The organism is Emticicia aquatilis (assembly GCF_014644295.1).
Lineage (GTDB): Bacteria > Bacteroidota > Bacteroidia > Cytophagales > Spirosomataceae > Emticicia > Emticicia aquatilis.
Genome location: NZ_BMKK01000005.1, coordinates 106,946 through 121,050 on the forward strand (window position 1 = coordinate 106,946; position 14,105 = coordinate 121,050).

At 38.0% G+C, this 14,105-nt stretch carries 13 protein-coding genes; 7 read left to right on the forward strand and 6 right to left on the reverse strand.

The window, feature by feature from the left end; genetic code table 11:
- Positions 1–230: 230 nt before the first annotated feature.
- Entirely contained in the window at positions 231–593 is a 363-nt protein-coding gene (locus tag IEX65_RS13145; protein WP_188766541.1) for a DUF3276 family protein, read from the reverse strand.
- Positions 594–919: 326 nt separating this feature from the next.
- Here IEX65_RS13145 and IEX65_RS13150 point away from each other — a divergent pair, with 326 nt between their 5' ends.
- From IEX65_RS13150 to IEX65_RS13160, 3 genes are all read left to right on the forward strand, one after another.
- Entirely contained in the window at positions 920–1,408 is a 489-nt protein-coding gene (locus IEX65_RS13150) for a septal ring lytic transglycosylase RlpA family protein (protein WP_229250666.1), read from the forward strand.
- A 148-nt stretch (positions 1,409–1,556) separates the two neighbouring features.
- Entirely contained in the window at positions 1,557–2,453 is an 897-nt protein-coding gene (locus IEX65_RS13155; RefSeq protein WP_188766543.1) for a DUF58 domain-containing protein, read from the forward strand.
- Positions 2,454–2,817: 364 nt separating this feature from the next.
- Positions 2,818–3,759 carry a hypothetical protein gene (locus tag IEX65_RS13160; RefSeq protein WP_188766544.1) on the forward strand — a complete coding sequence of 314 codons (942 nt, stop codon included), beginning with the start codon at positions 2,818–2,820 and terminating at the stop codon, positions 3,757–3,759.
- 198 nt (positions 3,760–3,957) lie between these two features.
- On the opposite strand, the gene IEX65_RS13165 is transcribed toward IEX65_RS13160, so the two are convergent.
- The 3 genes from IEX65_RS13165 to IEX65_RS13175 form a co-directional block, all read right to left on the reverse strand.
- Complete coding sequence (locus IEX65_RS13165) at positions 3,958–4,275, reverse strand: hypothetical protein (RefSeq protein WP_188766545.1); 318 nt, start codon at positions 4,273–4,275, stop codon at positions 3,958–3,960.
- Positions 4,276–4,459: 184 nt separating this feature from the next.
- Positions 4,460–5,650 carry a M20 metallopeptidase family protein gene (locus IEX65_RS13170; RefSeq protein ID WP_188766546.1) on the reverse strand — a complete coding sequence of 397 codons (1,191 nt, stop codon included), beginning with the start codon at positions 5,648–5,650 and terminating at the stop codon, positions 4,460–4,462.
- 202 nt (positions 5,651–5,852) lie between these two features.
- The gene (locus IEX65_RS13175; RefSeq protein WP_188766547.1) at positions 5,853–6,833 is read right to left on the reverse strand and encodes a YitT family protein; all 981 of its coding nucleotides are present in this window, start codon (positions 6,831–6,833) and stop codon (positions 5,853–5,855) included.
- A gap of 308 nt (positions 6,834–7,141) precedes the next feature.
- Between IEX65_RS13175 and trxA the strand changes: the two genes are divergently transcribed.
- Entirely contained in the window at positions 7,142–7,858 is a 717-nt protein-coding gene (trxA, locus tag IEX65_RS13180) for a thioredoxin (RefSeq protein ID WP_188766548.1), read from the forward strand.
- A 191-nt stretch (positions 7,859–8,049) separates the two neighbouring features.
- Entirely contained in the window at positions 8,050–8,649 is a 600-nt protein-coding gene (locus IEX65_RS13185) for a histidine kinase (RefSeq protein WP_188766549.1), read from the forward strand.
- Between the two features lie 261 nt (positions 8,650–8,910).
- Here IEX65_RS13185 and IEX65_RS13190 read toward each other — a convergent pair whose 3' ends face one another.
- Together IEX65_RS13190 and IEX65_RS13195 are read right to left on the reverse strand one after the other, a co-directional pair.
- Positions 8,911–10,497, reverse strand: coding sequence for a ThuA domain-containing protein (locus IEX65_RS13190; protein ID WP_188766550.1), 1,587 nt, complete (start codon positions 10,495–10,497; stop codon positions 8,911–8,913).
- A 44-nt stretch (positions 10,498–10,541) separates the two neighbouring features.
- Positions 10,542–12,053 carry a sulfatase family protein gene (locus IEX65_RS13195; RefSeq protein WP_188766551.1) on the reverse strand — a complete coding sequence of 504 codons (1,512 nt, stop codon included), beginning with the start codon at positions 12,051–12,053 and terminating at the stop codon, positions 10,542–10,544.
- Between the two features lie 167 nt (positions 12,054–12,220).
- On the opposite strand from IEX65_RS13195, the gene cmk reads away from it, so the two are divergent.
- Both cmk and IEX65_RS13205 read left to right on the forward strand, forming a co-directional pair.
- A complete protein-coding gene (gene cmk / locus IEX65_RS13200; RefSeq protein WP_188766552.1) occupies positions 12,221–12,913 on the forward strand; it encodes a (d)CMP kinase in 693 nt (230 codons plus the stop codon).
- A gap of 42 nt (positions 12,914–12,955) precedes the next feature.
- Complete coding sequence (locus IEX65_RS13205; RefSeq protein ID WP_188766553.1) at positions 12,956–14,020, forward strand: NAD(P)/FAD-dependent oxidoreductase; 1,065 nt, start codon at positions 12,956–12,958, stop codon at positions 14,018–14,020.
- Positions 14,021–14,105 lie beyond the last annotated feature (85 nt).

Consider the following 14,105-nt stretch of genomic DNA (forward strand, 5'->3'; position numbering starts at 1 on the left):
AAGTAATTGATAATGAATAATTGAAAATTGAAAATTTCGTAAAATACGGCAAGCGTCAAACAGAATAGTATCAAAATAATTGTGGCACATTTAGAAAATGTGCCACAATTGCTCGGATTCATACAAAAAAAATATCTTCTCAAACACCCCAAATCGAAAGGTATTCAAAAAGATATTTGGGTGAATGAGCTGAGTGTTACTCAATCACTGGAAAAACTGGTGTAGAGATACTATTCCCACTTTAGGTCTGAGCCACTACTTGCGTAATCGTCGTTGTCGGCATCAACGGCCTCGGTATTACCGCTACCAAGCTCATCGTGCTTAAATTGGTCGAAATCGTAATCGGGCATTAATTCGCTCTTGATGTGGTCAACGGTTTCTTGAAGAGCCTCAAGGAATTTGTTAAAATCCTCTTTGTAAACAAACATTTTGCTCTTCTCGAACACAAATCCACCATCTTTTTGAAAACGACGGCTTTCAGTAATAGTTAGGTAGTAATCGCTCGAACGAGTGCTTCTTACATCGAAAAAGTAAGTACGTTTACCCGCTCTTACACGCTTGGAGTAAATTTTGTCTCTGTCTTCTCTTTCCACAATCCTTTTAGGTTTTAGAGTTTAGAATGAATCTCAAATATATGATTTAATTATTTTTATGAAAAATTTTTATAACGTTTTTTAGTTAAAAATAATATTATTTTCATTTCAAATGAAACAAAACCAACACAGAAGAATGTTTTTTATAGAAGCACGAAATATATTTTTGTTTCGGTCATTGCAAAAAAATTCGTAACTATGCAGTTCGTAACCAATTTCAGCGAATAATGATATTGAAGAAATTTATCTTTTTTTTCCTCTTTTGCTTAGTAAAACCCCTATTTTTATACAGTCAAACCCCAGTTTTAGGCTCAGAATCGTTTGGTATGGCTTCATACTACGGTACTAAATTTTATGGTAGAAAAACCGCTAATGGAGAAATTTTAAAGAAAGGAGACCTAACTTGTGCTCATCCAACGCTACCTTTTGGTACGATGCTTGAAGTAACAAACTTGGCCAACAATAAATGGTGTGTTGTAAGGGTTAATGATAGAGGGCCGTTTAGTAGAAGTCGGATTTTAGACGTCTCGCATGAGGCAGCGGCTCGACTCGAGATGTTTGGTAGTGGTACGGCGAAAGTAAAAGCAATGGTAGTGGGTGACAATGGTGTAACGATGATTACTCGCCCAGAAAGTATCATTGAAAACTCAATGGAACTTGTGGGGCCGCCCGAAGAAGAGGAAATTACAGTTATAAAACCTCCGATTGTTGCTAAAAAAAGCCCAACAAAAGCACCCAAAAAGAAGCCAACGCAAAAAACGAAAACAAAGAAGAAAACAAGCTCAAAACCGAGTGTAAAAAAGAAAAAGAAGTAGGTTGATAAGTAGTCAATGGTCAATAGGCGACAAGTCCACGGTAAGGCAATAAGCTTATAAACAGCCATTTAGCTATTTACAAAATTATCGATTATGATTATTATGTTACTTATAGAAAAACCCTTCTTGTAAAACCACATTTGTAATTATGTTAGATTTAGCGAAAATACGTGAATACGGCAATGTCGAGTTTTTGGCTAAGCAATTGGTAGAAGGGTTTATTACGGGCCTTCATAAATCACCTTTTCATGGATTTTCGGTAGAATTTGCTGAGCATCGACTTTATAATACGGGCGAAAGTACTCGTTACATCGACTGGAAAGTTTTTGGGAAAACTGACCGTTTATACGTGAAACGTTACGAAGAAGAAACAAATCTCCGTTGTCATATTTTGATTGATACGTCATCTTCGATGTATTATCCCGAAAAAACTAATGGCAAAATCACGTTTAGCACGATGGCCGCAGGGGCATTGGCATATATGCTTCAAAAACAACGTGATGCCGTAAGTTTGCTTACATTTTCCGATGAAATTGAGATTCAGACTCCTATAAAATCTACGCCGTCGCATATTCATAAGATTTTTATGGATTTGGAGTCGCTTTTGCAAAAGCCTAAACCTCAAAAAAGAACTTCGGTCGTTGAAACCCTACACGAGATTGCTGAGAAGATTCATAAACGCTCATTGGTTGTGATTTTCAGTGATATGTTCGATGATATAAATAATTCAGAAAGGTTGTTTTCGGCCATGCAGCACTTACGCCATAATATGCACGAAGTTTTGCTATTTCACGTGACCGACCGCAACACCGAAGAAGATTTTAATTTTGAAGAACGCCCATACGAGTTCGTTGATTTAGAAACTGGCGAAAAAGTAAAAGCCCAACCATCGCAAGTAAAAGAACAATACCAAGCTGCAATTAAAGAGTTTTATCATGACCTTAAACTCAAATGCGGACAATATAAAATTGATTTCATCGAGGCCGACATCAATCAAGGATTCGACCCAATACTTTCGGCATTTTTAGTAAAACGAAGAAAATAAGTCGAATCAGCCGAAAACCTTATTTTTCCATTTTTTGGACAAAAAGAAATATATTAAAAACTTCACTAAAACAACATTAGTGAAGTTTTTTTGTTTTATAACTTACTGATAATCAAGCATGTTATCTTTTTTTTCAATTAATCCACCAATTTACTTCTTCAAAATACATTTTTAGCATGGTTTTTGGAAAGAAAAAAGCATGATTCGATTGTATTAGTGTGTTTATGTAATTTCTATTATCCGATGGTATTTACCTCGGAATGCCTTCTTGGCTGTAAACACTCACTATACAGGCGTGCGATTGTCAAATTTCCCATAACCACTAAATTTTGTCATGGCTATCAAAAAAACGTTTTGCTTATGTATGATAACCTTTACGATTGCATTGCATGAAACAACTTTATATGCCCAAAGAAAAACTGATTCTATATTTAGAGAAATAGAAAAACCGACAACATTGTTGGCATCAAATTCGCCAATAATCATGGAGAAAGACACCTCCGAAATGTCGTTTTTTTCGTTTGAAGAAGGAAGAGCAGTACCTTACTATCGTAAATTTGTAAATACCGAAGATTCAAAAACTTCGACGGTATATGTCTGTGAAAATAACAGCATTGTGCTATCGACCCCTGATTTTGGGCAAGATGCCATCTATTCTTGGAAAGGGCCTGCGGGGTTCTCGTCGCTTTCACAGCAAATTAGACTTGAAAAAATAACACCTTTTCAGGCTGGTTTCTATAATTTCACCATCAAGAAAAATGGCTCGACAACAATCGGGAAAGTAAAATTGATGGTTAAAGAAAGACCTAAAGCAATAGCCATAGGGGGACAGTTTTGTTTGGGTGAACCAGTAAAACTAACATCGGCTGATGCTGGAGTTGGGGTCAGCTACCGTTGGACCCTCCCTCCTACTGATTTTTCGGCGTACACACCCGAAATCACGGTGGAGAATTTATCAGTCGGGCATTATACTTACTATTTGAGTGTTGCCAAAAATGGTTGTAAATCTATTGATACCGCAAAGGTTGAGATTAAGAATATCCCTGTGGCAATAGCCAATAATGCTACTATCAAGGTAGGGCAAACTGCCAAATTAGAAGCCCATGATGCTGGAAATGACGCATTGTATTCTTGGAAAGGTCCATTTATTAATACAATCAACGAAAAAGTAGCAACATTAAGTGGGTTAACAGCGGGTAAATATGTTTATGTTTTGAAAGTGCTTAAAAATGGTTGTGCGTCAATGAATATTTCGACGGTTGAGGTCCAGAAAGACGACACCAAAGCATCGGCTAAGAATGAGTAACCTTTTTATAATAAGTGCAAAAGGCCAGTTTAAGGACTGGCTTTTTTTGTTTTATGCGGTGCTGATTTGTTGAATGCTTTTAGTAAACTTTTTACATTCTATCACCTTGTAGTTCATCTTTCTCACTTTCCCCAATAAATAACCAAAAAGCCTGACAATGAAATCATTATCAGGCTTTTTGGTTGAAGAAATATTATTTTAACTTTTTTTGTATCTATTCAATAAATCGGTTCTTTGGGTGATGATTATGTAACCTAAAATAAAAACTATAATCGGTACACAACTCCACAAACACCCTATTTTGTAATCTCCGTTTATTACACTCGACCACGCCCACCAATAACTTCCCCCAACTACAAATGGATACGAAAATATCAAAAAAACAAACACCCAAGGCAAAAACTTTCGGATGGCACTGGGCCTATCAAAAACCATGAATGATAAGCCAGCAATCATAAACCAAGGTATAAAAGTTAGTCCGCCACAAATTTGTAAAATAATCATTAAAATACGCATACAACAGCTTTTTTTATCAAAATTCACTCAATAAATAACGAAAAGCAACCTTTCGAGATAAATCTTATCTAATGGGTGAAGTACAAAAAAAGTGCCATAATACCTTTTAATAACTATAATCCAGTAAGTGGTAGGTTATTAGGCGTAAGTGGATGAAATACCTTACTTTTGGTAAAATCGGTGCTTACAAAGCCAATTCTCTAATTGCAAGCCATGACATTAGCCCTGGGCCGATTTCGAGAGCAGCTTCATCAATATCAAAAGTTGGTGTATGAACACCCGAGATGATTCCACGAGCTTCGTTGCGAGTTCCGAGTCTATAAAAACATGAATCAACTACTTGCGAGTAGAAAGCAAAATCTTCACCAGCCATCCAGAGGTCGAGGTCGATGATATTTTCAGCACCCATAAAAGTTGTTGCTTCGGCTTTTATTCTACGAGTAAGTTCAGGATGGTTTTTCAAGAAAGGATAACCCTTCACGATTTCAAAATCACAAACGCCACCCATAGCTTCGGTGATACCTTCGGCCATTTTCTTCATTCTACGCAAACCATCTTCTCTCCATTCTTCATCCATACAACGGAACGTTCCTTGAATCGTTACTTCGTTCGGAATGACATTCGTCACGCCATCGGCAATGAAACGGCCAAACGATAGCACCGAAGGGTTGGCTGGTTTGCGATTACGAGAAATGATTTGTTGGAGCGAAACTATCACGTGCGAGGCAATCAAAACTGGGTCGATGAGTTGGTCGGGCATGGCACCATGTCCGCCCTTGCCTTTGATGGTCATGTAAATTTCGTCGGTGCTGGCCATGTACATTCCTTCACGGAAACCGATTTTTCCGACAGGAATATTAGGTGCTACGTGTTGCCCAAGCATACTTGCGGGTGCGGGGTTTTCGAGTACACCTTCTTTAATCATGATTGATGCTCCACCCGGTGCTTTTTCTTCGGCTGGTTGAAATACGAGTTTTACTGTTCCTTCAAACTCATCTCTCAATTGGTGCAAGATTTTTGCCGTACCGAGCAATGATGATGTATGAGCGTCGTGTCCGCAGGCGTGCATGACACCTTCGTTTTGTGATTTATAAGGTACATCATTTTTCTCGAAAATCGGTAAGGCATCCATATCGGCACGCAAACCAATAACTTTGCTCGATGGGTTCCGTCCTTCGATGAGTGCAACTACTCCAGTATTAGCTACTCCTTCTTGTGGAGTAAGGCCAATATCTTTAAGTTTTTGTGCCACAAATTTGGCCGTATTGTATTCCTGAAACGACAACTCAGGATTTGTGTGCAAATAACGGCGATTGGCCACTACCTCAGCCGCATAGTCTTTGGCGAGTTGCTTTATTTTTAAGTCGATTGACATCCTTTATTAATGTAAAATGAATAATGAGATTAGTCCACAGTCAATAGTCGACAAGTCCACGATGAGATAATAAACTTACAGACAACTATTTAGCTACATAGAATTGTCGATAATATTTATCTCTTGACTTATCTGATTACAAAATTACGATGTATTGAATCACTTAAAAACTATTTCTTTGATTTCTATGGCGAAGCCACAATTAGTGTTCAAGTGGGCGTTTTTTTATCATACCACCTTTGGTATCTTTTACGCTGCTCATTACTACAAACGAATTAGGGTCGATTTTCTCGATTTCAGTTTTTAGCTTGTTCAACTCCAAACGAGTAATAACCGTATAAACAATGTCTCGTTCTTTCGATTCTCCACCACGACCAAAGCCTCTTTTGCCCGAATAGACCGTTACGCCACGCCCCATTGTTTCGACAATCATTTGGCGAATGTCTTCGCTGTGTGGTGAAATAATCGTTACTCCCGTATATTCTTCGATACCTTCAATGAAAAAATCGAGGGTTTTTGAAGCGACCAAATAGGTTATCATCGAATAAAGTGCGGCTTCGACTGAAAGAAAATAAGCTGCTGCCGAGAAAATGATAATGTTGATACCGATGATAATATCACCGAGAGTTGTTCCGAGTTTTCGGCTCAAGAAAATCGCTAAAACCTCTGTTCCGTCAATAACGGCACCGCCTCTTACCGAAAGCCCGATACCCGCACCCAAGAAAAATCCACCAAAAACGGCTACTAATAGTTTATCGTGGGTCACTTCTTGAAAGTGAATCGTGGCAATACAAATGGATAAAAGTCCGATAGCTAAAGCGGTCTTTAGAGCAAAGATTTTTCCAATTATGTTGTAGGCTAATATAATGAAAGGAATATTGATAACGAGAATGAGCATCCAAAGAGGAACGCCACTTAACTCGCTGATGAGTAGTGAGATACCCGTAGCTCCACCATCAATAAAACTATTAGGCATCAAGAAACTTTCCAACCCAAATGCTGCCGAAGCGATTCCGAGTGAGATAAGAACGAAGTCTTTTAGGTATCGAATTGTTTCGATTTTAAGCTCTCTGAAACCTTTGGCTAATTCGAATCTTGTATATTTTGTTTCGCCGAGAACCTTGTGTCTGTTTTTGTGTTTGAGAACCCTCTCAATGATTAGTTTAGTCAGAAATGAATTCATAATTTTTATATTAAGTTTATGGAAAATATCAGCCCAAAGCTGCGTTAGGAATAAAAAAAGAATAGCATCGGGTGATAAAAAATACCATCCGAAAATCAGTAGAAATATCTGTTGCTTTATTATTACAACTACAAAAAGTACAATTTAGTGCCTCAAATCTTGAAAAAGCAATAATTCTAACACTAATCTAATGCTCAATGAAAGAATCAAGACACATCGAACGTTTAAGAGAATACACTCAATTATGGTTTTAATTGGCTTGAAATTTGCTATTTCTTTGTTATTAATTTAATCAATTTCTCTATCAGATGAAACGCTTTCTTATTATCGGTTTTCTACTTTTTGTAAGCAATGTTTTTGCCCAAAATAAAGATAAATATCTACTATCTATTAATGATTTCGAGGCAAAACTCCGAGAAAATACTGGCATTGCCCAGTTGGTAGATGTACGCACACCCGAAGAATATATGCGTGGCCACCTCAAACGTGCCATTAATCTGAATTTCAATGATGATAATTTTGAAGATATTGTAAAGGCTAAATTGGATAAAACTCGCCCCGTATTTGTGTACTGTTTTTCGGGCAGACGCAGCACTGATGCGGCTGCATTTTTGCGTGATTTGGGCTACAAAGAAGTATATGACATGGCAGGAGGTTTTGCAAAATGGACGTCTTCGAGTAAGCCTTATGCCTCAGATAATACTACTACACAGCCAATTGCGGCTTTTACCCTCGAAAACCTCGACCGAGTGGTAAAATCAAATAGCCTTGTCTTGATAGATTTTTATGCCGAGTGGTGCGGGCCTTGTAAGAAGATGAATCCAATCTTGAATAGAATTGCCGACCAAAATAAGAATGTAAAATTACTGAAAATTGATGCCGAAAAGAGCGATAATATTGCTTCGGTTTTCAAGGTTGAAGAAATTCCGACCTATGTTATCATCAAAAACGGCCGTCAGGTTTGGCGTAGTGTTGGTGAAATGGAAGAAGCTGAATTGAAAGAAGTTTTGGCAAAAATGAAATAAAAATACCTATTAACTGATAGTGAAAGATGCAGAACTACAATCTGCATCTTTTTTTATTTTTATGGTTTCCCAAATTTCTCCCCAAATCGACCGAATTTCAGATAAAACCAACCAAATACTAAATGTAGTTTCGCATATAGAGGCATACCTAATATCTTTGACTACAAACGATATAGCCTTAACTGCTCATAATGATTAATCCGACTTTTCTCATAACCTTAGTAGTCACATCCGATTTGCTTTGGTATGGGCTTATTTTGCTCTTGGCTATGGTTGGTTTAGTGCTGAGTCTTTTGAAATATTACAAGAAAAAAAGCGAAACGGGGCTGCTGGAGAAAATAAATGAGTTGGAGGGTATTATGGGAAATCAACAGTTTTTATATGGAAATCTGAATTCTATCAAGCAATATATTTTGCTGCATAGCCCTATGGAAGCTGCTCAGTATCTAACTGAGTTTACAAATCTGCTGAAAACCCTTTCAAACAGCTCAAAACAAAAAAGTATTTCGCTCGCTCAAGAAATAGAAACAATTTTGCTTTACCTCGAACTGGAAAAGAAAAGAATTGGCGAAAAATTTACTTTTTTTCAAGAAATTGAAGCCAATATCAAGACCGAGGCGATTCAAGTAAAACCTTTGTTTGCTTTCAAGCAAGTGGAAGAAATTATCAGAAAACAACAAAATCAGCTAAAATTATATCTGATTATCAAGCAAGTAGGCGAAAAGCTTAATTGTAAAGTAGAAAACGATGCTTCGAGTACAAGTTTTGTGATTGAGATTCCGAGTAAATGAAATTCAAGTTCGACTCTTTCAGAGTCGATTACTACGTTTCAAACATTTATTCCTCGAATTACATTCGAGGCTACTCAAGTTCGACCACTTCGTGGTCATCTAATCATACAAAACTCTTGACCATAAAGGTAGTCTTGATTCCACATTTTAATGAGACCACAAAGTGGTAAAACATGAATAGCCGTGAATGAAATTCATGGAAACTATTACGATGTAGTAAACGACTCTGAAGGAGTCGAACTTCAAATAATAATTTCTTCCTTATTTCTTCTTCGGACCAGCTTTATTCACTTGAATTTTCAATGAAGTTTCGGCACTTTCGCCTTGACTGTCGCTCGCTTTAAGTCTCACTTCATAATTACCTACTTTTGTAAATGTGTATTCGGGGTTTTGCTCTTTGATTTTTACAGTAGTAGTACCAATGATGCTCCATTCAAAACTCAAGCCATCTTTTGCATCATAATCGACCGAACCTTCTGACGATAATTTTACTTTCAAAGGTGCATTTCCCGACAAAACATCGGCCGAAGCAATGGCAATTGGCTTTCGGTTTTTCTCAGCGTAATCAATCTTCGATAAGCGACTATTTTCTAAAAGATATAATTCTCCATCTGCCCCAAAAGCCATGTCTTTGATAAAATCAAAACGAGTATTCGATAAAAACGGCTCGACGTTCTTCACATTGCCATCTTCATCAAGTGTCTCTACCACAAAACCTTGTTCGTTATCAAATCTGAATGATTTTCCTGCAAAATATTTGGGTAAACGATAAGCCTCGCTGTTATATTTATCAAATTCGTACGTAATACTCTTCGACAAAGGCGTAGTTGATTGACTCGAAAAATCGCTCATTGTCGCAATGCTGTCGCCCATGAGTTGCATTCTGCCGATTTTATATTCGTTAGCAACGGTTTCTGAAAAAGTATAAACATAACCATTTTCGGCAAATTCGGGGTCGAGTTTGATGGCTTTCAGATTCGTCGCATCAATTTTTCCGATTTGATTGGTTTTGCGTTTTTGAGTATCAAAAATCTTTACTTTACCATTTTGTTCAACCCAAACCACGTTTCGAGTGGGCAAAGTGGCCAAAGCCAATGGGTTTTCTAAATTATCAGATAATATTACTTTCAAAAAATTACTTTCTGACGGTAAAGCCGTATCAGCAATTTTGGCGTAATCAGGTAAGTTTTTAGAGGAAACTTCTTCAATACCTGACCAAATATGAGCCAATAAATTTGGATTCTGAAAGGCAGAAGGCTCGCCACCCAAAGCCGTATAAAACATTTTTCCGCCCTCTTCGGTCGTGTAATACCACGCCCAAGTCTTGCCCATTACATCCAACAAAACTGGCTTGCATCTAACAGGCACACTGCTCATTACCAAAGGTTTATCATCTATTTTCCAAAGTGGAGGCAGTTCGCTTTTTCCGATTGCAGCATTGGTAATGAGGCTCAATTGCACTTTATCGGTAAATTGATTTTCGGCCAAAACGCCACCAATCATTTTATTATACCAAAGCCATTTGTAGTTTTTTTCGATAGCTCCTCCTACTCCTACAAAACCGCCTCCTGCCTGCAAAAAACGCTGCAATTCGGCTGATTGTTGAAAACTGAGGGCATTTACCGAAGTATTTAAAAACACTACGGCATTATAACTTTTGAGGTTTGAATCGCTGATTTTTGCAGGATTTGAAGTAGTATCAATCAAGCGTTTTTTAATTTGGGCATCATCCCAAAGTGCCTTTGCTTCTGTCGAATTTGAAACTGGATAAAAAAATAAGGTTTTACTCTGCCCAAACACAACATAAGTACTCAGAAAAACAAAAGCTAATGATATAATTTTCTTCATTCTTTGGGCAAGCAAATTTAATACTTCAATATTTTCCCTTAAAATTAATCAAATTTGACTTTATTCCCTGCTATTTTTTTCATCGAAGCCTTCATTTCTTCAATTTTCTGCGGAAACTGCTTCGCTAAATTGTTTTTCTGAGCCAAATCTTTCGATAAATCATATAGTTGATATTCGGACGAATTTCCTAACTCTATTCCCTCTTCTTTCGATACCGCCGAGCCTTTGTACGGTGGAATCATCACGAAATTACCTTCTCTGAATGCCAATCTACCCGATGCTTCAAGCACTAAATTGGCTCGCCCTTGCTTCGATTTCCCGAGCATTACGTTGAGCAAATTTTGGCTATCGGTCGAATAACTTTCAGCACCAATCAATTGAGCAAACGATGACGCAAAATCTAACTGACAAAGCATCGCATCCGATACAGCAGGTTTGATTTTACCTTTCCAATAAGTAATAAAAGGTACTCTCGTACCTGCTTCGTATAAACTATATTTTCCGCCACGAAGTCCACCAGCGGGTGTATGATTACCCAGTTTTTCGGCGGCATCATCATAATAACCATCATCAAGCACAGGGCCGTTATCGCTCGAAAAAATCACGAGTGTGTTTTCGAGTAAACCATCCTTTTCTAACTTTTTTATGATTTCACCTACACACCAATCGGCTTCTAAAATGGCATCGCCACGAGGCCCCATACCCGATTTTCCAACAAACCGAGCGTGCGGAACTCGTGGCACATGTGGCTCGTGCAAGGCATAATATAAGAAAAACGGCTTACCAGTTTTGCTCGGTTGATGATTATCAATAAATGCTTTTGCTCTTCCAAAAAAAATATCGGCCATGTCTTCATCAACCCACAGTGCAGACTTTCCGCCTTTCATATAACCAATACGTGGAACGCCATTCGTAACGCTAAAGTTATGCCCAAAATGCCATTTTAGTTTGGTCATTAGTTCGGGATTTGTGATGGCAGTTGGTTCGCCTTCAAAGTTTTGTTTGTAATTGACATAAATCGGGTCGGCGGCTTCAAGCCCAACAACTTTTCGGTTTTCTACAAAAACAGTAGGTACTCGGTCGTTGGTGGCAGCCATAATATACGAATAATCGAAGCCAATATCATTGGGCGAAAACGTTATTGATTTATTCCAATCCAACGCCCCATTGCCAAGTCCTAAGTGCCATTTGCCAACAACTCCCGTTTGATAACCTGCTTTTTTGAGCATTTTTGGGAGTGTCATTGAGGTCGTATCTATCAATAATGGAGCATCACCGGGTAATACTTTTGTTCCTTCGGTTTTCCATGGATACTTGCCCGTCAGTAGTGCAAATCGGCTTGGGGTACAAGTGGCAGAAGTTGCATAACCATTCGTAAAACGAATTCCACCATTGGCCAATTTATCTATGTTGGGTGTTGGTAGCGTTCCTTTTTTATAAGCACTCACATCGCCGTAGCCCAAATCATCGGCATAAATGATTAGGATATTGGGCTTTGGAGTTGGCTTTTGAAAGCTGAATAGCCCAACCAGCAAAACTGACAAGAGGTATCTCATAACGAAGGCGTTTTTTAGTATCTACTTTTCTACTTACGAAGAAACAATAATTCTTCTACAAATTGTAAAATGATTCGCTGCAAAATTTAGTTTTTCGGGCCGAACCTGCATTTTATCATTGTTTCTTCGGCAAATTAGAATTTTCTTTGCAGAAAAAATCAGATTACATGCAAAAGATTACCATTGCCGTTGACGGCTATTCGAGTTGTGGCAAAAGTACGACCGCCAAAAAAGTAGCTGCACGTTTGGGATATAGTTATATTGATACTGGAGCGATGTATCGGGCTGTAACCCTATATTTTCATCAGCATTTGGTAACGCTTACCAACGAAAAAGAAGTAGCAAAGGCACTTGATAATATTCAGATTGAGTTTCGTAGAAACCCCAATGATGGCCGAAATGAAACTTTTCTAAACGGACTAAATGTAGAAGACGAAATCAGAAAACTTTATATTGCGAATCAGGTCAGTGAAGTGAGTGCGATTGCCGAAGTACGCCACGCAATGGTAGCTCAACAACGCAAAATGGGCAAAAAGAAAGGTGTTGTGATGGATGGCCGAGACATCGGCACGGTTGTTTTTCCTGATGCCGAACTGAAGATTTTCATGACCGCCGACCCAATAATCAGAGCGAATCGCCGACAAATTGAACTAAACGAAAGAGGTGATTTAGTTGATATTGAGGAGATTATCGAAAATATCAAAAAACGTGACTTGATTGACACCACTCGTAAAGAAAGCCCACTTCGTAAGGCCGATGATGCTATTGATATTGACACATCATATATGACTCTCGACGAGCAAGTAGAGATGGTTTGCCTTTTAGCCGATGAGGCTTTGAGCAAAGCAATTAGAAAATAAATTTTTACTTTAATAAAACCCATAAGGTTTTAACTTCGGATATTGAAAAATCTTGATTATATAGTTGTTGGACAAGGAATTGCGGGGTCGTTGCTGGCTTATCAGCTAATGAAAGCTGATAAAAAAGTAATGATTTTGAATGATGAAACTTTGCCTACTTCATCGACAGTAGCGGGTGGAATTTTTAATCCAATCACGGGTAAAAACCTTGATAAAACTTGGCTTGCCGACAAAATTTTTCCTTATTTAAGAACATTCTACACTTCGCTCGAAAAAGAATTTCACGCAAATTTTTATCACGAAACTAATCTTTATCGTCCGTTTGCCAACGAACAGCAGCAAAGGCATTTTATGAGATTGACGGATGAATATGATTTGGGGAATTACCTTAAAATTATTCAACCAAATCAATCTGATTATGAGCAAGTTAGCAATGAATTGGGTGGACTTTACACCTCATCAGCAGGTTGGGTAAATGTTCCGAAAATGCTTGATTGCTTTAGAGATTTTTTCAAAAAAAGCGAAACTTATCAAGCAGAAAGAGTAGATTTTACTGAACTGAAAACCGCCGAAAACAACGTTTTTTATAAAGATTTAGCAGCAAAAAGAATCATTTTTTGCGAAGGTTTCTATTCAACCCAAAACCCATTTTTTAGTTGGATTCCGTTTAATCCTGCCAAAGGCGAAACACTTTTGGCGGATGTAGAAGGCTACAAAATCAAAGAAATTATCAATCAAGGCTTTTGGATTATTCCACTTGGCGAAGGCAAATGTCGCTTTGGCTCAACCTACATTTGGGATAATCTCGACTGGCAAGCCACCGAAAGTGGCCGAGAATTGATTGCTTCTAAAGTTAGTAAATTCTTATCTCTCCCCTATCAAATCACTGGCCAAGAAGCCGGAATCAGACCTACCACCAAAGACCGCCGACCGTTTATGGGCAACCATCCGCACCATAATAACGTATATATATTTAACGGCCTCGGCACCAAAGGAGTATCGCTTGCCCCCTATTTTGCCGAAGAAATGCTCGGTTTTTTAGAAACTAATAAAGTTTTAATGTCAGAAGCTAACATTGAGCGTTTTTATTCGTTATATTCGTTGTAAGGTTTTGTGCATTTTTTTCTTTAAAATTGCATAAAATGCTGCAATCGACAGCGAATAAAATTCGTCTATGGTTTTGTGTACGTAA

What these genes read in the sequence shown, in the direction of transcription:
- IEX65_RS13150 (WP_229250666.1), top strand. Translation starts at nt 920, where the DNA reads ATGGCTTCATACTACGGTACTAAATTTTATGGTAGAAAAACCGCTAAT.
- IEX65_RS13170 (WP_188766546.1), bottom strand. Translation starts at nt 5,650, where the DNA reads ATGTCAATCGACTTAAAAATAAAGCAACTCGCCAAAGACTATGCGGCT.
- IEX65_RS13190 (WP_188766550.1), bottom strand. Translation starts at nt 10,497, where the DNA reads ATGAAGAAAATTATATCATTAGCTTTTGTTTTTCTGAGTACTTATGTT.
- IEX65_RS13165 (WP_188766545.1), bottom strand. Translation starts at nt 4,275, where the DNA reads ATGCGTATTTTAATGATTATTTTACAAATTTGTGGCGGACTAACTTTT.
- IEX65_RS13175 (WP_188766547.1), bottom strand. Translation starts at nt 6,833, where the DNA reads ATGAATTCATTTCTGACTAAACTAATCATTGAGAGGGTTCTCAAACAC.
- IEX65_RS13155 (WP_188766543.1), top strand. Translation starts at nt 1,557, where the DNA reads ATGTTAGATTTAGCGAAAATACGTGAATACGGCAATGTCGAGTTTTTG.
- IEX65_RS13195 (WP_188766551.1), bottom strand. Translation starts at nt 12,053, where the DNA reads ATGAGATACCTCTTGTCAGTTTTGCTGGTTGGGCTATTCAGCTTTCAA.
- trxA (WP_188766548.1), top strand. Translation starts at nt 7,142, where the DNA reads ATGAAACGCTTTCTTATTATCGGTTTTCTACTTTTTGTAAGCAATGTT.
- IEX65_RS13160 (WP_188766544.1), top strand. Translation starts at nt 2,818, where the DNA reads ATGATAACCTTTACGATTGCATTGCATGAAACAACTTTATATGCCCAA.
- cmk (WP_188766552.1), top strand. Translation starts at nt 12,221, where the DNA reads ATGCAAAAGATTACCATTGCCGTTGACGGCTATTCGAGTTGTGGCAAA.
- IEX65_RS13185 (WP_188766549.1), top strand. Translation starts at nt 8,050, where the DNA reads ATGATTAATCCGACTTTTCTCATAACCTTAGTAGTCACATCCGATTTG.